Genomic DNA, 21099 nt, shown 5'->3' with positions numbered 1-21099 from the left:
AAAACACCCCCTATTTATATAAAAAACTCCCCTTGACTTCTCATAGTTGGTCTTTCAATAAAACATATGCGATTAGCTCCCTCAACTTTCTTCCATAGAATATCTCATTATTTTGCTTAAGTTTAGCGCTTCAGGGCATTCAAAAGATGCGAAGCTTGAGTCATTTATATAGATTGTAGAAGTATGGAGATTTTCCACATTTTAAAATAGTAAAGTATAAACATGAAAAAACTCCTAACAAATTTTGTTCGGAGTTTTTTCAAATACGCGATCTTTATTTAATCTTCATTATTGAGTTCTATTGTACCTGTTCTAGCACTAACTTTTAAAATATTTAACAGATTATCAGGTGTCTTGATTTCCACTTCATATTCAAATTTTGATTGTGCTAAGTTGTCATCTTCTAATTCGAATTCTTTTTTCACATTAATAATTTCTCCATTTGTATGAGCTAAAGAAATTTCACGAACTTGTTTCTCTGTGTAGTTTTCATTCTTTTTTGCATAATTGTAACCCATACCATAATATCCACCAACAATAGCAATACCACTTACTAAAATAGCAATTACACTTATAATTATTTTCTTTTTATGTTTTAACATTTTCATCCACTCCTTAATGATTAATCATCTATTCCAAATCTTGCTTCAAGTGCATTTTCTGCTTGCTCTAATTGATCTTCCAGTATATCGTGTTCTTTTTCTTGCGTTTGATATTGCTCAACAGTTATCGTTCCAGCGTGATAATCTGCTTCTAGCTGATTATCAGATAGATCTATCTTGTCATCCAATTGGTCAATTTCTTTTTTTGCTGCTAAGTACGTATTTAAGTTATCTTCTTTTGCTCCAACTGGTTTCGTGTTATTTGCCTTTTCTACAATAGATGAGACTTCGTTTTTGAAATCTTGTATTTGTTTCTTATCATTTGTAGCAGCTTGTGTTTTGTTTGGTTCTTGTTGTAGTTGAGCGACTTCTTTTTGTAATTTATCATTTTCCACTTTCAGTTGTTGTACTTCTGTATTGTTATCAACTTGAGTAGAACAAGCTGTTAAGAATAAACAGGACATTGCTCCAATCAGCATCCATTTTCCCATTCTGTTTTCCTCCCTTTACATGTGCACCTTATCCTTGCCTTTATATTACTGAACAAACATTAAAGGAAGATTAATGTACAAAAAAATAAAGTGAAGGCTTTTACAGGCAGTTAATCCCTACCTCCCTCGCATTCACCGAATTTTGAGGGAGGAGTCTTACTGCCCGTTAATGCGGGATAAAATGATATAATTAACTAGTTTCTAATCTTTCTTTAATGTTTTGGAATTATAGTGATACATATTAATAAGAAGAAAAGGAGAATGTTAATGCGAGTTCTTATCGTCGAAGATGAACAAGACTTACAAAATATATTGGTGAAACGATTAAATGCAGAACATTATAGTGTCGATGCATGTGGGAATGGAGAAGATGCCCTAGATTATATAAACATGGCTACCTACGATTTGATTGTCCTTGACATTATGATTCCCGGAATAGATGGTTTACGCGTATTACAAAGATTACGCGCGGACAATAATGCAACTCCTATCTTGCTTCTTACAGCTAAAGATACAATTGATGATCGTGTAACAGGACTCGACTTAGGTGCAGATGATTATTTAGTAAAGCCGTTTGCTTTTGATGAACTGTTAGCAAGAATTCGAGTGTTAATGCGAAGAAAAACAGGAAATACATCTAATGTGTTTGAAATCGCTGACCTAGTGGTAGATTGCAATATGCATAAAGTAACAAGAGGAGACCAAGTTATCACTCTTTCCAGTAAAGAATTTGCTATTTTAGAATATATGATTCGTAATAAAGAAGTTGTGCTGACACGAGATAAAATTGAGCAACATGTGTGGAATTACGACTATGAAGGCGGATCGAATATTATTGATGTTTACGTCCGCTATCTTCGTAAAAAAATTGATAGCCAGTTTGAAACGAAGTTAATTCATACAGTGCGCGGAACTGGTTACGTATTGCGAGTAGAATCATGAAAAGACTATCAATAAAAATGAGAGTGACCCTGTGGTATACGGGGCTAATTGTAATTATTATGGCACTCGTGTTAGCTTTTATTTTAACTTCTTCAGATAAAGTTTTGCTTTTTAATATGAAAGATCAATTAAAGAGCACAGTAAAAGAAAGCATGGAAGATATCGAATATAAGCATGGACAGTTAAAGATTGACGATGATTTTGAAACCTTAGAAGATGGAGTAAATATAAGCATTTATAGTAAACAAGGTGAGCTGTTGGTAGGACATAGTCCAACAAGCTTTAATAAAAAGATATCGCTTAAATCCGATGAAATACAAACCATTAAAGACGGCAATAAAGAATGGATAGTATATGATTTTCTCCATAATGCAGGCGGAGATGAGCAAGTCTGGGTTCGTGGAATAATGACTATGAACCAATTATCCTCAACGATGAATACGCTTATCGTGGTAACAATCATCTCATTCCCATTACTTATTCTTATTGCGGCATTCGGAGGATATTTTATTACGCAAAGGGCGTTTCGACCTGTGCAACAAATGAGTGATTCCGCCAGTAAAATTGGTGATGGTAAAGACCTTTCGAAGAGAATTAATTTACAAGGTTCACCGAAAGACGAAATGTATCATTTAGCACAAACCTTTGACAAAATGTTTGAGCGATTGGAGACATCATTTGAAAGTGAAAAACAATTTACATCTGACGCATCTCATGAATTAAGAACACCAACATCTGTTATTATTTCACAATGCGAATACGCTTTATCGCAGAGGAATAACCCGAAAGAAATGGAAGAATCGTTAGAAGTAATTTTAAAGCAATCACGTAAAATGTCCGCTCTAATCTCACAACTTTTATTATTAGCAAGAGCTGACCAAGGAAACCATAATACTTTCCAATTTGAATGTATCAATATGAGTGAATTAACGGAAATCGTTGTAGAAGAACTTTCATTAATGGTTCAAGAAGCTTCGATTGAATTAACAACTAATATAGAGGAAGACCTGTTTATTAAAGCAGATCAAACATTGATGATGCGTTTATTAATGAATTTACTAACGAATGCGATTGCTTATAGTAAAGCGAGCGGAACTGTGCATATGCAACTATTCCGTGATGAAACCAACATAATAGGTAAAGTCTCCGATAATGGCATCGGCATCAGCGAGCAACATATTACTAAAATATGGGACCGCTTCTATCGAGTTGACGCAGCACGAACATCTTCAAACATCGGAAACACAGGTTTAGGATTGTCGATGGTAAAATGGATTGTCGAACTACATGGAGGAGAAATTACGGTTGAAAGTAGATTAGGAGAAGGCAGTACTTTTACATTTAAACTACCAATTGAAAAAAGAGCATAATTTATACGTGTCTGTAGCTTCAGAATAAAGATTGATTCAAAGGCTCTCTACAATCCTTATGTAAAAATAACTGACGCATTTTAAACATCATCGATTTTATCATTTTGGACAACCTATTCTGTTAAATTAATATACATGCGAAAAAACTATCAAAATAAAACCCCAGAAATCCAATGGTCTCTGGGGCTTCATTATATATTTAGCTCTTTTTGCTTTTTGTTTTGTTTATGTCTATACAGTAACTTTCGACTTATTAGAGAAATCACTAATAAGGTCAGAATTAATAAGATAAGTTGCATAAATGATAAATCAAAATATTTAGCACCTGTAACGATTAAAAGTGTAGAAATCGTGCCTTTTACAACGAAAAAAATAATAACCCATAACCCGCCTTTTTTCCAGTTCATTTTATATTACCCTTTCCTACGTTTAAATTCTTAAAATATTTAATGATAGTTCGTAAATATGACAACTTAATAGAAATCTATTATATTAACAAAAATTCATGTCTAATTAAATGCGACGATTCTATATTAAGTGAAAATGATATTCATTGTCAATTTTATTGATTATTTGAATACTTATTCTTAATCTCTTTCTACTTTGTTTCTTATAAGCAATACACTTTTATATTCAAACAAAAACACCTCCATTACATTTGCACACTTAGTATGCGAATGCAAGAGGTGTTTTTTTCATATACCATCAGATAAGATTTCCTACTTTGTTTATTTCTAGATACGTAGCTATTTTTTAGTACACAATTACTGGATCATACGTGTTCAAACTGTCATATACAGTTTTTGCAACATTAGGAAGAAGGTTCACACACCCACCTGATCCTCCTGTTAAATAAGCATTATTTCCCCAGTCTTTTCGCCAGCCGGCATCGTGGAATCCTTGACCGCTATTGGTGAATGGAACCCAGTAATCTACTTTAACTGCATAATCAGCTTTCCCTACTGCGCTACCTCTTAGCGTGTATGGTGTTCGTTTGTATAGGACGTACCACACACCTGGTGATGTATCTTCACCCGTGCTATGTTTACCCGTTACTACATTTGTTGTAACGACTAATTTTCCATCTTTATAAATCCAAATTTGTTGCTCTGCAATTGAAACTTCCGCATACGTGTCTCCGATGCCATTATTCGCTGTTGTTTTATAACCGATACCTTCCTTCTCCCAACCATTTCCGTGAATATTAGAAGCAGAAAGCGCCTTTTCGCCTTTCTCAAAGGCTTGTTGAACTTGTTTAGTTTCTTTTTCAACATCTAGTGCCCAGCCGTAGCCTTGCCCTTTTACTGATATAACTGAACCGGAATGCGTTTTAAATGAGAAATCTTTATTTAATGTTGATTTGGCATTATTAATTTCAGTAATTTTCTTCTTAATGTCACTCGCATCAATTGTAACTTTCATATCCTTTGACATAGAGGCATTTTGAATTAAATCTTTCGCTTTTAAAGGATAAACTTCATCCTGCACTTTATACTCAACAGACTGCCCAAGAAGATTCTGTAGTGCTTTCTCCTCTTTTTTGACAATCGGATCGTCTTCTTTAATAGGTTTTATGTATGCAGACTTCAGATGAATTTCGCTTTTATATTTTTGCTTATCGTAATCTTTCAGTAGACTAGTAACGTCATACTGTTTTCCTTCAACACTTTTCGAAATAACAATTTTCCCTTGTTCTAGCTTCGCCATAGCATCTTGAGGCGCTTTTAATTTTTCATTCATAGAGATGAGCGTTTCTTCTACAAGTTTTTTCATCGTTTCACTACGATACTGATCTGCCTTCTCTGGTAGTAATGAATAATTTTCTCCCTTTGAGGAAGGGAAAAATGTCCACTGACTTTTTAATAGTTTCTTAACTTGAGGCAAATCTTTTTCCGTAAGTTCCGTTTTTGTATCTTTTTCATCTAAAATTTGTTGTTGATCAACATAGACTTTGTTTGCTAGTCCAGATGTCTTTAATTTCTGTATTGCCTGATCAGCGCTCAGACCACCAACTTTTGTGTCATTAATTGTAACATTCGAATTGAAGTGAGTTGCCTGATAATAACTCATTCCCCCAATAAGAAGTGCAATTACACCAATACCCGCTGCGATAAACTTCCAATTTGTATAACGTTTTTTTGATCTTACTCGTTTTTGATCAATTTCTTCAACTGATTCATTTGTTGTATTGTTGTTCATCAATCTTTCCCCCGTATGCATTAACGTCAAACGATTTTCAACTAAAATCATAGACTAGTGTACCTTATTTTTCCTAAAATTTCATTATTTCCGACCACATTTTATCGCAATTTAATAATTAAATTTAGATTTTTTAATAGTACGATGCATCGAACAGCCCTTTACAAGTCATAAAGTGAAACTTAAATCAACCGTCACACCAAGAGATTTAGCTTAATATTCTAGGGGGAAATTTTTCTCTTTACGTAAAATACGAATTATATTATCCATTTTTATGAACATCAACCCCTAATTTTGTCAAAAAAATAAACGATAGTCCTTCTACATTTTTGATAAAAGGACTATCGTTTTTTCAGTTAGAGTATTTGTATAATCGTTTAACTTTTTATTTCCTGAAGGTCTAACGTGATGAAGATGATGAAATTTCATCTCATAGCCTTTAAATGAAAAACATTATGTTTTTTATGACAATCAAGTTTATTTTTATAAATTAAACCCTTAGCTTGATGTCTCCCATATATCCAGCAGCCTAAGATTAAGTAAGAGTCTATTCAACTAGATTTTTTCTAATATTTTTAGGAGCTTCTTATTTCTGTATCGTTATATTACACTAATGGAATTTAAAACACATCCGTATGCTATTTAGTAGAATTTACGATTCGAGACATAATTATTGCAGTAGCCAAGATAATAATAGCGGTTATCAAACCAGATTCTCCAATCCAAATCTCAGTTTGATCTCCTGTACTTGCACGTGCGAAAGGTCCTTGAATAATGGCATTCCAAGTAGTATGAATGATAACCGAAGGCCAAACGCTACCTGTGATAAGTCGTAAATAAGCTGTAATATAACTGAATGGCACAATACAACAATAGATGCCAAGTACTGAAAGTAGGGCAGATGTTCCCTCTACATATAGACCAGCAATAACAATTGGAACATGCCACGTTGCCCAAATTAATCCGCTAATAAGAATGGGACGTGAAAACTCTGCATCGATTAGCCTTGTGAGCATATAACCTCGCCATCCTATTTCTTCCCCCATAACTGGGATTAAGTTAAGCAAGCTTCCTAAAACTCCGCTCAATACTACTATAAAAATGAAACTTAATGGTATCGGTAGATACTGAAATCCAAGTATATTGTAAATAGCTTCTAGCATACCACCTTGCGGGGGCTGAAACTTCGCAATTCCGCTCAACCAGGCGATAGAATAAGTAATTCCACAAATAATCATAGGTATTAGCAGAGCAAAACCAATCCCCTTCCATATCTTTAAGTTACCGAGACTAAAAGATACATCTTTAAACCCTTCTTTCAATATTATGCGAGTCAAAATAGAAGAAAATGCTGGGGTAAACATATATACCACAATAAGCGGCATACTTTTAGTAATCATTACTACTACATTTAGAATAATAGAAGTAATGGTTAAGATACTTAGAAAGAGTTGAAGTCCTATTTTAGCACGTTGGATTTTATCTTTATTGTGGAATGCTTCTCCGTGTAATAACATTGTAATCCGCCCTTCCCCTTTTATTCATTTGTTTATCAAATTTACTTCCTGTCATTTCAACAGCTACAACTTAGAATAAAAATATTTTGACATACAGATCATTCATCTTTAAAATCCCTCCCAAATTCATAATCTAGTCTTACTTGCGATTCAACAATTTAATTATTATTTATAAACTGTCATAGCCGATAGTACAAAAGTGTAATGATTAACCTATGACTTGTGTCAATTAATCTTATGACAATATGTAACTAGAAAATATGATATGGAATAAATAACAATTGAATCAAGGCAATTGATTCGTGCAAGTACATGAATCAATCTTGTTTATAAAAATAATTCAATTGAGGTGGGCAAAAATGAATAAGAAAAGAATGATTGCAATGGTTAGTACAGCTTTATTAGTCACAGGATGCGCAGAAGTAGGAAACGCTCAAACTGTAGCAGTCGAAAATTCAGGTCAATCAGTCCAAAAAAATATAGTTAAATCAATACAATCACAGGCTAACCCATTAAAAACGATAGAGCCGTCAAAACCATTTGAAGATTTAAAACCACTTAAGAAAATGATTGGGAACGCGCAATATGTAGGATTAGGAGAGAATACTCATGGAAGCTCTGAAATTTTTACTATGAAGTTTCGCCTTGTGAAATATTTGGTTACTGAAATGGGTTTTACGAATTTTGCAATGGAAGAAGATTGGGGAAACGGCTTAAAACTAAATGAATACATCCAAACAGGAAAAGGAAACCCTAGGGAATTTTTAAAATTGTTATATCCTACTGATGAAATTATAGCCATGATTGAGTGGATGAAAGATTATAATGCTGATCCATCCAATAAAAAAAAGATCCAATTTATTGGGCTCGACTTAAAGGCATTGGACCAAGGTAGCTTTAATAAAGTAATTGATTATGTAAGGCTCCATCGACCAGATTTGCTGGCAGAAGTAGAAGAAAATTATAAAGAATTGTCTTCTTTTACTGGAAGTATACAGGAATATATGAAACTTGCTCCTGAAAGAAAAGAGAAGTTTAAAGCAAACGCTGAGAGAGTAGCCCGATTACTAAAAGATGAGAATGAGCAAGCCAACACAGAAATAATCCCATCCGAGTACATCTGGGCGAAAGCAACGGCAAGTGCAATAGAGAAATTTACCACAATGCTACTTCCTAACGACTATCCAAGTATAATAAAACTACATGAACAATACTTGGCCGATCATGCAATGTGGGCACAAGAGACATTTGGTGGTAAAACGATGGTATGGGCACACAATATTCATATAGCTAAAGGAATTATCGATGAGAAATTATACCCTTATGTTGCGGGGCAGTTTTTGAAGGAACGTTTAGACAATAATTATGTCACAATTGGTAGTACAACTACGGAGGGGAATTTTACCTTATACAGCGAATATGATCCTTCCACTGGAGGTAAGATTACAACCGACACTATTCCACAAGATGTAAAAAGTTTCAATTATACTCTCGGAAAAGTGCCATATAAAATGTTTTTATTGGATAACCGTCACCTTAAAGGACAAGCAGAAAAATGGGTTAAAGCAAAAAGACCATTACTAAGTATAGGGGGACAAATCCTCCCGAACAGTTCGGTGTATTTTGATACTTCATTGTTTGAGCAATTTGATATTATTTTTCATATTCGAAAAACAAGTCCATCTCATATTAAATAAAAGTACAAAACAATCCCGTTCTTGCAGATGTAAGAACGGGATTGTTTTGTGAGGATTAATAAAGTGAAACTTTAATCAGCAGGTTTTTGTTCATCCCCCACTGATTATTAGCCTTCACCAATCGTGCGTTTACCGGCAGCCCGCCCCCCACCTAACGCTGAATTTTGAGGTGGGAGTCTTACTGCCCAGTAAATAGCGGGATAAAAGCATCTTTTTTAACCAGAAGTAAGCTGCTCTCCCCTTTTTAACATCATTTAGAACTGTCATATGACACTTTTACACTAGTGAGAATGACAAAAAAAGCAGTATGATTCGGTTATTACATAGATAGGAGCGATGAACTTTATGAAATCAAGATTCATCCAGAATGGTTATTTTTTATTGCTAACTTTCGGTACAGGATTGTTTTATTTTTGTTTTTACCTAATAGCTCTGCTATTTAGTTTAACCCTTTCATTTACTGTTGTTGGGATTCCACTAGTTATACGCGTACTACAGACTACCACACCCTTTATCCAATTCGAGCGCATACAGACGAAAATTTATACAGATATTTCAACAGACTCTTACGATAGAAGTATAACAATGGATACATCGAACTGGTCTCAGGTGAAATTAGTGCTAACAGATCGTCGCACTTGGTGTGCTGTCTATTGGCTAATGCAGAAATTTACGATTGGCATTTTCAGTCTCATTAGTGCAATCATTTTTTACGTAATGCCACTTATGTTCCTGTTGGCACCACTACTGTATCGATACATCGATATGAATATTATATTTATACAAATAGATACTTTTGCCAAGTCACTCTTTGTAATGTTTATGGGTATAGTATTTACCGCCATAAGTATTAGAATAGTCGATGGTTTGACAAAGAAAATTGGGGGCTATACACGTAGTATGATTCGGCAACTAAATCAATAGAAGTTTGCAGTTTGTGAGTAGTATCGTAGTTTTCAATTAAAAAGTATAATAAGGCAGGAAGGATTAAATTATAATATAGGAAGTAAAATGGTAGGCTATTTAGGGGGTAAAGGACTTGTTAGATATGGTTAAGTATTGGTTTTGGTATGATTGGATTATGTTAGGGGTACGCCTACTTGCTAGTGTGTCTATCATTCTAGCTACATTAAATTTTCAGGATGGTTTAACATTACCACTTTGGATTATTATTCTTTGGGAAATTATTGCCTTCTCTGTTCCATGGGTAGCCTTACTATTCAATTATAAATATTATTTGTTCACAGAAATACTGCTGTATGGTGGACTATGTATATATTTAACCTCATTATTTCCAGGGGCTTACAACACATTTCTTATATCAGTGTTTCTAATTGCTGCGAATAGTAAGCATTTGTCCTATTATTGGACAGCTCCAATAACGGTTTTTGTAACAACTGGAATTTTCTATGCGGTCTCGCCAAGTAATAGCTATTGGATTATGGTCACCTATTATGGATTCGCATATGTAATGGGCTTCGCTTTTCATTTATTAATCGTCAATCATAAACAAAATGAATCAATTCGTAAACAAAACGCAGTACTTGAGCAATATATGTCTCAGATTGAACGCATTACACTGGCGGAAGAACGAAACAGACTGTCGAGTGAGCTTCATGATACAGTTGGTCACGCTTATACTTCTATTATTATGGGGATGGAAACGTTGCGCACCGAACTTGCTACTGAAATGGGTATACAGAGGCTAGATTCTCTGCTTGAAATGGGACGTAAAAGCATCGAGGACGTGAGAGGTTACCTACATCAAATGGAGTCTCCTTGTCAATCGCCTTCCTTAATTCAATCTCTCCAAAATCTTGGAGCCGAATTTCAGGAGCACGCTCAGGTTAATGTAAGTTTTCGGGCATACGGAGAGGAATATGAATTGTCTCGGCAAGCGAAGATAGCGTTCATTCGTTGCTTACAAGAGTCCCTTACGAATGCAGTACGTCATGGTCAGGGAACTGAAATTATAGTTTCATTGCAGTTTGAACAACAATATACGAGATTAGAAGTTCAAGATAATGGAAAAGGAAATGTAGAATGGCAGGAAGGCTTCGGTCTGAATGCAATGAAAGAACGAGCAATGAATTTGCAAGGTCAATTGTCTGTATATACAAAGCCAGATGAAGGAATGCTTGTTACATGTACCATACCGCGACAAACTGAAATAAAAGATGGACTTATTCGTTTGTTAATTGTAGACGACCAGCCGTTTGTTCGGGAAAGTTTGAGGACACTACTCGATAGATATGAAGATTTAAATGTAGTCGGTTTGGCCGAGGATGGCAATGAAGCCATCGATTTGTGTGGGCGCCTTCAGCCTCATGTTATACTTATGGATTTAGATATGCAACACATGGATGGGGTCGAAGCAACCAAAAAGATTAAGCAACAATGGCCACATATCCGCATATTGATTTTTACCACTTTTCAGGATACCGAACAGGCGTTGGAATCGCTTCGCAACGGTGCGGATGGTTTTTTACTCAAATCTATTGAAACATTGGAGCTAGCTAATACGATCCGACTTATTCACAAAGGTGGGACACTGATTGATCAAGGAATGTCTCACAAAATATTTGAGAAATTTGATGAGCAAAAAGAGACACCACAATCAAAAGCAACCGCTTATGAGCTAACAGCTAGGGAGATAGAAATATTGCAGCTAGTAGCAAAGGGACTTCGATACACTACCATAGCATCAAGGTTATATTTATCGAATGGTACGGTCAGAAATTATGCTTCCACAGCTTATACAAAGCTGGGAGTCCGTAACAAAGAAGAAGCTGTTCAAAAGGCTCTAGAAATTGGAATTATTGAATAAGAAAAATGTTTTTTTGTTTCTCTACAGCAAGGTAAAATGTAGTTACAAGGTACAGTAGAAGATAAAGTGAAACTTTAATCAGTGGGGTTTGTTCATCCCCCACTGATTATGAGCCCTCACCAATCGTGCTGCCCGTTAATGCGGGATAAACAACATCATTACATTAATCTTTTTTAGGGAGTACAATTCCTTTAAATAATTGAACAGTAATCCAGTAATACATCGAGTAAATTACTACAAAAATAACAAGTGGTAACCAAATGCGAGAGTACGGATCGATTACAAGAGGGCTAAACATGTTCATACCAACTAATATATGAGTAATCCCTACAATTGCTGGGAATAAGAATATGAAGAATAACTCTTTATAAATCGATTTTGTTAATAACTCTCGGCGAACACCAATTTTATGAAGCATTTGATAACGTGTTACATCTTTTGATGCTCCCGACAGAACTTTAAACATTAAGCAGCTTGCCATCATTGCTAAAAATGCAATTCCAACGAAGAAACCCATAAACATTAGTCCGCTGGCAAAATCATGACTCATAATATATGTTTGATACTTACTACCCAATTCTTCCGCTTTCACATTTTTATATTTTGCTATCTGTAATTCATCAAGTTTTTTCCATTCTTTTATGTATGATCCAAAATCATCTGTTTTCCCCATAAACACAATACTTTCTTTCCCCTTCAATCCATTGTATATGTTATAATCTACAATTTTTATTTCATAATCAGGATATAAATAATTGGGCTGGATCGTTCTGAAAACCTGAATCCATTGTTTTGTGTCTGTCTCTCCTTCAGCCCGTTTTATTGAAAATGCACCAATTGGTATTTCCTCTGAAGCTTTCTCTATTTTCATACCTTGCAAGAAAGGGCGATTTTTCTCTACATCTTCTTTAAGATAATAAACATATCTATCATCAACTTTGTAATGATATTCAAGTTTTTCTTGAAATAAGATACTACCCAAAATTGTCTTTTCTTCCACTGTTGGATTATGAATGACTGAATCGTAAATTTGTATTTGATCTGTAATTTTTAGGATGTTGTTTTTAAATGCCATACCACAAGCAATTCCACCAGCACCAAGAGCCACTAAAATTGCTACTGTTGCAAGCACATTTGTTAGACTATTAATGCGGAAATTTAATTGTGCAAAAGTAAAAGCATTGAGGCCTTTTTCACTACGTTTTTTATTACTCTTTAGCTTGTTAATCATAACTGGAAGAAGTGATCCAAATATAAGGTAAGTACCAACAGTTGCTGAGATTAATCCAACAGCCATTAATCCCAAAACAATTAGCGAATTTGCATATGATATATAAATAAGTGATGCATAACCAATACCCAATAAAAGAATACCAAGGAATGCAACTACAACTGTCATTTTTCCTTTTATGGCAACACGTTCTGTTTGTTCATCAGCATGTACAAGTTGCAGTACAGAAATACGAGATAATTTAATACTATTCATAATTGCAGATAATACAAAGAGTGCAAAGAAAAAGATGCAAGTAATAGCTATAGATGGCAGATAAAATGCTTTATAACCTTCGCCAGCAAACTCGAGTTGTTTCATTAATAGCTGACCGATACCTTCTGCAAGTCCTACACCAATTGTAATTCCAATCAAAAGAGAGGTGGCACCTAATATGATTGTTTCAATGAACATAAGTAAGGTAACTTTATGCTTTTTTGCTCCTAACATCATATACATACCAAATTCTTTTTGACGAAGAGCTGATAAGAAAGAGTTTGCATATAAAATATAGAAAAATGTGATAATCGCTAACAAAACGGAACCAATTTTAAAGACAGCCACAATATCCCTAATAGAAGAGTTAGATTCAAGGAACGTTTTATTGGATGCTAGCGTTTGAAACATATAAAAAGTTGAAATAGAGACAATAAGACCAACAAGTAAAACAATGTAATCTTGCAACTTACTTTTTAGGCCTGACATAGAAAGCTTAAATAACATGATTGAACTTCCTTCCTTACGCTTTTTGTGTGCCTAAGTTTGCAAGCACATCTAAAATTTCTTTATAGAATTCTTCACGGGTACTACCGCGATGAATTTCTTTATATAACTCACCATCTTGAATGAATAAAATACGTTGACAGTAACTTGCGCTGTAAGGATCATGCGTAACCATCATAATGGATACACCTTGCTCTTTATTTAAGCTTGTCATGGCATTAAGTAAACTCGTTGCATTTTTAGAATCTAGAGCTCCAGTCGGCTCATCTCCCAAAATAATTGCTGGTTCATGAACTAACGCACGTGCTGCTGCGGAACGTTGCTTTTGTCCACCAGATACTTCAGAAGGATATTTTTGAAGTATCTCTGTAATGCCTAACATATCAGCTACTTTTTCTACTTTCTTTCCAATATTACGAGATGAAACACCTTGAAGTGAAAGTGGGAGTGCGATATTTTCATAGATAGATAAATTCTCCAATAAGTTAAAGTCTTGGAAAATGAATCCTAACTTTTGTGAACGAAAATCAGAAAGTTCACCCTGCTTCATCCTCGTAATATCCGTTCCTGCAATTTCAACAACGCCGCCTGTCGCTTTATCTAACGTTGAAATTACATTTAATAATGTTGTTTTACCAGAACCAGAAGGCCCCATAATACCAACAAACTCTCCCTCTTGAATTGAGAATGATACACCTTTTAATGCGCGTGATTGATTCTCACCTTTTTTACCGTACAATTTTTGAATGTTTTTTACATCTACAACTGGCTTTATCATTTATATCCTCCTACATTTTTTTATTTCATTACAATAAGCTACAATGAAATCTTTCCTTTTATCTTCTTTGCTCACCTCATCACTTTGAATACACCCATGATAAACTATGAAAATTAGGAAACACCCCGTAAAATCCTTAAGATTTCTTAAGTTTTAAAAAAAGCTCATGGAACCTGTAGTTCCATAAGCTTTCTATCTAATTGGATGTTCAACAATAAAAGACATCCAACCATCTTTATATTCTGCATGTATATTACCATGATGAAGTTCAACAATTCTTTTTGAAATAGCAAGCCCCAGTCCATTTCCCTGGTCATCTTTTCTTGCCTTGTCCCCCCTGAAAAACCTTTCAAACAATTTATTTGGATCGCTAACAGGCGGTTTCTCGACTTTATTTGATACTTTCAACATTGCCTTGTTACCTATTAGTTCAAGACATATAGATAATTCGGATGGTTTCATGCTGTACTTTATCGCATTCATAAAGAGATTTTCATATACACGTACCATTTTTTCTACATCTATGAAGATAGGTATTGTTTCTTGCGTAATTGATTTTTGAACGATTAAACTTTCCTTTTCAAATATAGGTATGTATTCTCCAACTATTTGTTCCAACAAACCTGATAAATCAACTTCATTAAGGTTTAACTTAGCATCTATACCTGATAAACGAGTATACTCAAACAGCTCATCAATTAAATATTTCAGTCTCTGTGACTTTGAATACGTGGTTTCAAGGTATTCCTGTAATTGTATGTTACTGTTGTATTGCCCTCTTTTTAATAAATCTATATAGCCAATAATAGATGTTAAAGGTGTGCGTAAATCATGAGATACATTGGTGATAAGTTCATTTTTTGTACGTTCTAATTGTCTTTCTTGTTCAAATGTATTCTCCAATTCCTTGGACATATAGTTGATATTTTGAGCAAGTTGGGTCAATTCGTCCTTCCCCTTAATCCCAATTGTTAAACCCAGTTTTCCATTTGCAATATCATTCACATTTTCCGAAATGAGCTTCAAATATACTATTTTCTTTCGAACCAATAGCAAAAAGATTACTATAAAGTTTAAGATTGCGAACGTAAATAAGAACAACATTGCGAGTCTCACTTCAAACATGCCAAAATCTTCGTGTTTTATAAAAAATGGATCTATGACGTATTGCACAATGAGAATTGTTAAACCAAATGAAATAAAAAAACTAATTGCAACAGCACCCAGAAGTTTTATAATTATTTTATTTCTAAAGCTAACCCTCTTCATATTTTATACCCAATTCCCCAAACGGTTTTAATATAAATGGGATGTTTAGAATCCTCTTCAATTTTGTCTCTTATTTTTGTAATATGGACCATAACTGTATTATCTGATTTATAAAAAACCTCTTTCCAAACTGCTTCATATATTTTCGCAACGCTCAGGACAACCCCTTTGTTGCGGGCGAGTAGTTCGAGAATAGCAAACTCTTTTGGAGTTAACCTTGTTTCTTTTCCCCTTACCCATACTTGACGTGTATCTGTATTTACGGTTAAATCACCAATTTCTAGAATGCTTTTATTATGTTCTATGGATGTATTGTATTTTTTAAACCTTCTTAATTGGGATTTTACCCTAGCAATTAATTCTAGTGGGTTAAACGGTTTTGATAAATAATCGTCTGCACCAGAGGCTAGGCCCTGAATTTTGTCTATATCCTCAGATTTTGCAGATAGCATAATGATAGGCATATTGCGATCTTCCCTAATTTTCATACATGCTTCAATGCCATCCATATTCGGCATCATAATATCTAAAATAATCAAATCAAAGTCCTTTTCTTCTAACAGTTGTAAAGCTTGTATAGCATCTTCTGCCTTTTGAGTTTTTAGACCTTCATTTTCCAGATATACCGAGATAAGATTTCTAATCTCTTTATCATCATCAACAATAAGAATTTTCGACTCCATTTTATTCCTCCACATTAAATGCAATAAGTATTCAATAAAGCATATATTTGTTGTTACTTAGTTAATAAACTTAATAGAGATGGTTTCTATCTTCTTTCTTTACTTAAGACGATCTTTTGTAAAATACACAAAAAGACCGTCACAGTATTGTGACGAAAAAACAAGAAAATTTCAATAACTAATACTATTATTATTTATTTTTAGCTTTTAAGACACCCAGCGCTATTTTGGTTGCTTCTGCAATAAGCTTATCATCGTATTTAGCATCCTCTTTATCATGATTAGAAAGTATCGCAAGAATAATTGGCTTTTTATTTGGTGGCCAAATAATTGCGATATCATTTCTGGTTCCATAAGATCCCGAGCCCGTCTTATCAGCTACTTCCCATCCTCCTGGAACTCCAGCACGAATTAAGTTGTCTCCCGTAGTATTCCTTTTCATCCAATCTATTAATAAATCCCGTTTCTCAGTTGAAAGTACATCTCCTAGCGCAAAAGCCTGAAGACTAGTAGCTAATGCCTTTGGGGTACTAGTATCATGTACGTCTCCTGGATGCACTTCGTTTAACTCTGGTTCAAAACGTTCAGGATTTGTAACGGTATCTCCTATTTCTCTCAGTGATTTTTTGAATTCACTAGGTCCACCTAATTGTTTAAGAATAAGATTTTGCGCAGTATTATCACTATATCGAAGGGAAGCATCTGCAAGCTCTTTCAGAGTCATACCCCTATCAACATACTTTTCTGTAATTGGATTGTAATTAACAAGATCTTCACGAGTATACAAGACTCTTTGATTTAGATCTTCTATTGATTTCTTTTGTAAAAGTACTCCCACAGCTAAAGCTTTGTGGGTAGATGCGTATGCAAACCGTTTATCTGATTGATACGTAACGGTTTGATTCGTATCAGTGTCCAATGCATAAATACCGAGTTTAGCATCAAATTCTTTTTCAAGTTTAGCAAAAGAATCATTACCAGTAGTTTCTTGTTTGGTTTGATTTGTTTGTTTTGTTTGTTTAGGTAATTCAGACTGAGTATTGCCATCGGAACAGCCTATAAGCGTTGCACATGAAAGAAATACTACAGGTACCATCTTTTTGTAATGTAAAATGTTAAAAAACTTGTTTAAGACTATCATACATTTTCAACCTCTTTCAAGAATATATAGTTTTTCTAGGTGTTATACATATCGATACAATTAAAGAGTGTATCGGATATCACTCTTCTTGCATCTCACTTTTCATAAAATGATTGAACTATCATGAACACCTGTTTTATACGTATACTTAATAGACAACCTAAGTAACAAGTTTGTTCCATTTTTATCAGTAGTCGTATCTAGAAACCTAAAAAAGTCCATTTAGAAGATTTAAATGGACTTTTTCACTCATATAATACTATCTATAGTTAAACAAATAAGATTAAATACATTTAAATTTTCTTGTTTTATCTAATAAACTGTTTAGGCATTTCTTTAACGTGCTTATCATCATCACGCCAATCATAGGTTTCTTTCTGCGAAACATCTAAAGTTTGATCTCCAATTCTAACAATATTCTTATTTACCCATTCAATATATGGATCGGTATCTGGATAATTCCAATATATATTTTTCTCTGAATCTGTATCAAGGTTAACTAATTCACCCCTAACAGCATCCGCACTTAATGATCCTGCATTATGAAAATAAGTCTTGATGAGATATTTTCCATCTGGAGATTTCACTGTTCGAATTAATTCCCCTTTTGGAACACCTTGCAAACTAAAAAGTTTCCAATATCCAAATCCAATTATAATTACTAACATAGTAAGTATAGTTAGTAATACTTTTCTTTTTGTTTTTTTAATTTCACCTTTTGTATTTATAATACTCATTCAACTCCATTCCATAATATATCAAAAATAAAAATCCTCTGTTAATACGGGATAAACATGAAAATTCCCATTTAGGAAAACTTTAAAAAATCAGACAGTATACTTGAATTGCTCTCCGCAAGAGAATATACTAATAAAGCAGGCTATGACGTTCCTTCCTTCTAACTTCTTTGGCGAAATAGGGATGTTACTTTCCTGCTAAACACATAGGCTATGACAATTCTTCCTTCTTTGTAGAAATTTCAAATTGTTTTAGAGTTGTCAATTTCCTATGAAAATAATTAGACTATAAAACCTCTTTCTTCTTTGGTCCTGAATAAACTTTAGTTTATCAACCATTGATGTAGAGGTTTTCTTTTCTTAATTAACAAATTACCACTTAACACCTAAATGTTATACCCCTAATTTTTCACTAAAAAATAGCTTTATACCCTCAGTGCATTTCTCTACAATTAGTGTGTTTATGCATGTAAAAATAAAAATCTACCACTGAAAGGAGGACAGTCAGACTATTCCCCTCTTTTATAAGGAGTGAATAGCTGGCGTTCTCATGAAAAATTCTATTTACATAAGAAGAAGTTTGAAAGTAATTATAAAAAGAGAAGAAAATAAACTACCGAACATTTATTTAGCCACTGTTTTAAAAAACTTGGAAAGTTTAGGATTTACTTTTTCCGAGCCTTTAATAGAAGAGTTGCAAACACTTTCGGTTGATGCATTCACATCGTTTTACAAAGAGTTGGTAAAACATTTAAAAGAAATGGTTGGTGCACATATTCAGTTTACTCCTATGTATCCAAACTTTCCGCAACAAATGATGGATTTAAGTGACGCTGATTTATACATCAATGCCGTTATTCATTATGTGACGTTGCGCCTACCTGTATCAAAAGTAGAAGAACGACTCCCTCTTTTAGATAGCGTTGATTTGAAAGTTATTGACTTAGGAAGTGAAGAAGATTTCAATCAAATGATTTCTCAATTGATTAGTGCAAACAGCTCTATTTCCTCAACTGATAAGACAGATGTAGAATGGGCTATTACACACACTGAAGATGTTTCCTGTTTTCTACCTAATGTAATTCCTCATAAGGAAAATATGTCTTTTATAATTGGGGTTTTATTAATAAACAGAAAAATATCAGCCGATGCTGCTGCAAAGTATTTTAAAACGGCAACTGATGTTCTTCGCCTTGCAGTTGCTTTATCTGAAGGCGATGTGAGTTTAGCATCCTCCGTTCGATTCAAGAAGTTTAACCGAGCAGAAAGACGCTTCCTTTTAGGATTGTTAGAGCAATGCGGAAACATTACCGAAGATATGATTCGATACAAAAAACGTTGGATTCGTTTAGGTGAAATTCTTCATCCAGCAGAATATCATACTCGTTTCCCAAAAACCCACCGAGCATTTGAGATGCTTCGCAACAACATTAAAGTTGAAACATTTAATGGAAAAATAGAAGCAGCTTTGTTGAATCGTGATATCATGACAGCGAAAAATCTTTTAAAAACTCGCCCAGGGGAATTTGCCAGACGCTTGGATCATTTAATCCGTTTATGTAGTAATAAGTCAACAGATGTTTTCAATATTCTCGAAGATTTTCTAAGTATAATGGGAAACGTTTCTACTCCTGTATTACTTCAACTCACGGCTCATTTTAAGCATCGAAATGATAAAAATGAATTTCGTACCTTTTTTCCAAAGGGAAATGTAGCAAAAGCTATAGGTATTGAAAATACACTTCCATTTATCTCAGAGGATATTTGTTTAATGATTGTAAAAATGTGTGAAGATACTTTAAAAAATCGCTTCACGGAGCTTCCAAGTCTTGGAAAAGTATTTTTGGATGAACAGTTAAAAAATCACTTAGTTCCCTTCTCTCAACGTTCAGCCAGCAAAGCGCTTCGCACATTATCTCGAGGAAGTAAAGTAGATTTGCCAGAAGGAGATACGATTCGTTTTTTCCTATGGTGGAAAGAAGGCTATGTGAATGGACAACATACAGGACGCGTTGACATTGATTTGTCTGCTGCAATGTACGACGAAGATTGGCAATACAAAGAACATGTATCCTTCACGAACTTACGTTCAAAAATTTCAAAGCCTACCATAGCGGAGATATTACTTCTGCACCAAAGGGAGCATCTGAATTCATTGATTTCGATATTCCGTCTGTGCTGAAATATGGTGGACGCTATGTAGTTATGACTTTGCTTTCTTACACAGACCAACCATATAAAGATTTACCAGAATGCTTTACTGGTTGGATGGTTCGTCAATATCCTGGTTCAGGTGAAGTATTTGAACCTTCTACTGTTCAAGATAAAGTGGATATTACTGCCGACACCCAAATCTCTATTCCAGTTATTTTAGACTTAAAGGAACGAAAATTGATTTGGACAGATTTGTCTCTTACAAGAGATCTAACTTATGATAATACCATCGAGGCTAATCAAAAAGGTATGATACTAGTTGGAAAGGCTTTAACTAATTTAGTTAAACCGAATTTATATGACTTGTTCCGATTACATATTGAAGCTAGAGGTGAACTCGTTCAAGAAATCGAAGAAGCAGAAAGCATTTTTTCTTTGGATAAAGGGATTACTCCTTTCGATATCGAAAAAATAATATCTGATTTTATTGCTGATCCACAAGGCTAACTACATTACAAACATTGATAATGTGTGGAAAATATCCATGTATAATGTCTATGTGAAACAGGACCTGATAGATGCATATCAGGTCCTGTTTTTTATTTAGTAGATACTAAATAGTCCGGTTAATCATTATTCATCTAGATACACTATACTAATAAAGTGAAATTTATTAGTTAATACGTAACTAATTAAGAA

The 21099-nt window shown here is 34.2% G+C and carries 16 protein-coding genes and 1 pseudogene; 6 read left to right on the top strand and 11 right to left on the bottom strand.

Translation table 11 applies throughout. The features are described 5' to 3' along the window. Nucleotides 1-278: 278 nt before the first annotated feature. Both CQ064_RS19770 and CQ064_RS19765 read right to left on the bottom strand, forming a co-directional pair. On the bottom strand, nucleotides 279-602 hold the full coding sequence (locus tag CQ064_RS19770) for a PepSY domain-containing protein (RefSeq protein ID WP_000912131.1): 324 nt from the start codon (nucleotides 600-602) through the stop codon (nucleotides 279-281). A gap of 20 nt (nucleotides 603-622) precedes the next feature. Next, the gene (locus CQ064_RS19765) at nucleotides 623-1093 is read right to left on the bottom strand and encodes a hypothetical protein (protein WP_000521301.1); all 471 of its coding nucleotides are present in this window, start codon (nucleotides 1091-1093) and stop codon (nucleotides 623-625) included. 267 nt (nucleotides 1094-1360) lie between these two features. Here CQ064_RS19765 and CQ064_RS19760 point away from each other — a divergent pair, with 267 nt between their 5' ends. Together CQ064_RS19760 and CQ064_RS19755 are read left to right on the top strand one after the other, a co-directional pair. Further along, nucleotides 1361-2035, top strand: coding sequence for a response regulator transcription factor (locus tag CQ064_RS19760; protein WP_001264527.1), 675 nt, complete (start codon nucleotides 1361-1363; stop codon nucleotides 2033-2035). Further along, nucleotides 2032-3405 carry a sensor histidine kinase gene (locus CQ064_RS19755; protein WP_014482073.1) on the top strand — a complete coding sequence of 458 codons (1374 nt, stop codon included), beginning with the start codon at nucleotides 2032-2034 and terminating at the stop codon, nucleotides 3403-3405. Before CQ064_RS19760 ends, CQ064_RS19755 begins: the two co-directional genes overlap by 4 nt. Before the next feature lie 191 nt (nucleotides 3406-3596). Here CQ064_RS19755 and CQ064_RS19750 read toward each other — a convergent pair whose 3' ends face one another. From CQ064_RS19750 to CQ064_RS19740, 3 genes are all read right to left on the bottom strand, one after another. Beyond that, the gene (locus CQ064_RS19750; protein ID WP_001104104.1) at nucleotides 3597-3812 is read right to left on the bottom strand and encodes a hypothetical protein; all 216 of its coding nucleotides are present in this window, start codon (nucleotides 3810-3812) and stop codon (nucleotides 3597-3599) included. Between the two features lie 346 nt (nucleotides 3813-4158). After that, nucleotides 4159-5604, bottom strand: a complete 1446-nt coding sequence (locus CQ064_RS19745) for a L,D-transpeptidase family protein (RefSeq protein ID WP_001064062.1) — start codon at nucleotides 5602-5604, stop codon at nucleotides 4159-4161. A gap of 638 nt (nucleotides 5605-6242) precedes the next feature. Then, complete coding sequence (locus CQ064_RS19740) at nucleotides 6243-7121, bottom strand: CPBP family intramembrane glutamic endopeptidase (protein WP_000924279.1); 879 nt, start codon at nucleotides 7119-7121, stop codon at nucleotides 6243-6245. A 359-nt stretch (nucleotides 7122-7480) separates the two neighbouring features. Here CQ064_RS19740 and CQ064_RS19735 point away from each other — a divergent pair, with 359 nt between their 5' ends. From CQ064_RS19735 to CQ064_RS19725, 3 genes are all read left to right on the top strand, one after another. Then, on the top strand, nucleotides 7481-8818 hold the full coding sequence (locus tag CQ064_RS19735; RefSeq protein WP_001036229.1) for an erythromycin esterase family protein: 1338 nt from the start codon (nucleotides 7481-7483) through the stop codon (nucleotides 8816-8818). 345 nt (nucleotides 8819-9163) lie between these two features. Then, complete coding sequence (locus CQ064_RS19730; protein ID WP_000842194.1) at nucleotides 9164-9742, top strand: sensor domain-containing protein; 579 nt, start codon at nucleotides 9164-9166, stop codon at nucleotides 9740-9742. A 115-nt stretch (nucleotides 9743-9857) separates the two neighbouring features. Beyond that, nucleotides 9858-11645 (top strand): helix-turn-helix transcriptional regulator, encoded by a 1788-nt coding sequence (locus CQ064_RS19725; RefSeq protein ID WP_000886432.1) that lies wholly within the window; start codon nucleotides 9858-9860, stop codon nucleotides 11643-11645. A 163-nt stretch (nucleotides 11646-11808) separates the two neighbouring features. On the opposite strand, the gene CQ064_RS19720 is transcribed toward CQ064_RS19725, so the two are convergent. The 6 genes from CQ064_RS19720 to CQ064_RS19695 all read right to left on the bottom strand — a co-directional run bounded on the left by CQ064_RS19720 (nucleotide 11809) and on the right by CQ064_RS19695 (nucleotide 18246). Continuing rightward, entirely contained in the window at nucleotides 11809-13638 is a 1830-nt protein-coding gene (locus CQ064_RS19720; protein ID WP_000897821.1) for an FtsX-like permease family protein, read from the bottom strand. A 16-nt stretch (nucleotides 13639-13654) separates the two neighbouring features. Then, nucleotides 13655-14416, bottom strand: coding sequence for an ABC transporter ATP-binding protein (locus CQ064_RS19715; protein ID WP_000595173.1), 762 nt, complete (start codon nucleotides 14414-14416; stop codon nucleotides 13655-13657). Between the two features lie 192 nt (nucleotides 14417-14608). After that, nucleotides 14609-15685 (bottom strand): HAMP domain-containing sensor histidine kinase, encoded by a 1077-nt coding sequence (locus tag CQ064_RS19710; RefSeq protein ID WP_000832662.1) that lies wholly within the window; start codon nucleotides 15683-15685, stop codon nucleotides 14609-14611. Beyond that, complete coding sequence (locus CQ064_RS19705) at nucleotides 15682-16368, bottom strand: response regulator transcription factor (protein ID WP_000444077.1); 687 nt, start codon at nucleotides 16366-16368, stop codon at nucleotides 15682-15684. The genes CQ064_RS19710 and CQ064_RS19705 overlap by 4 nt, the downstream gene beginning before the upstream one ends. Before the next feature lie 190 nt (nucleotides 16369-16558). Next, nucleotides 16559-17509: a class A beta-lactamase gene (bla, locus tag CQ064_RS19700; RefSeq protein WP_000636460.1), complete on the bottom strand. Its 951-nt coding sequence runs from the start codon at nucleotides 17507-17509 to the stop codon at nucleotides 16559-16561. A gap of 308 nt (nucleotides 17510-17817) precedes the next feature. Continuing rightward, nucleotides 17818-18246, bottom strand: coding sequence for a DUF5412 domain-containing protein (locus CQ064_RS19695; protein WP_000022542.1), 429 nt, complete (start codon nucleotides 18244-18246; stop codon nucleotides 17818-17820). 550 nt (nucleotides 18247-18796) lie between these two features. On the opposite strand from CQ064_RS19695, the pseudogene CQ064_RS33170 reads away from it, so the two are divergent. Beyond that, nucleotides 18797-20907: pseudogene (locus CQ064_RS33170) on the top strand (TerD family protein). Nucleotides 20908-21099: the final 192 nt, after the last annotated feature.

It is taken from the genome of Bacillus sp. MYb78, from assembly GCF_002975115.1.
Taxonomy (GTDB): Bacteria; Bacillota; Bacilli; order Bacillales; family Bacillaceae_G; genus Bacillus_A; species Bacillus_A cereus.
This window is presented reverse-complemented; position numbering and strand designations above follow the sequence as displayed.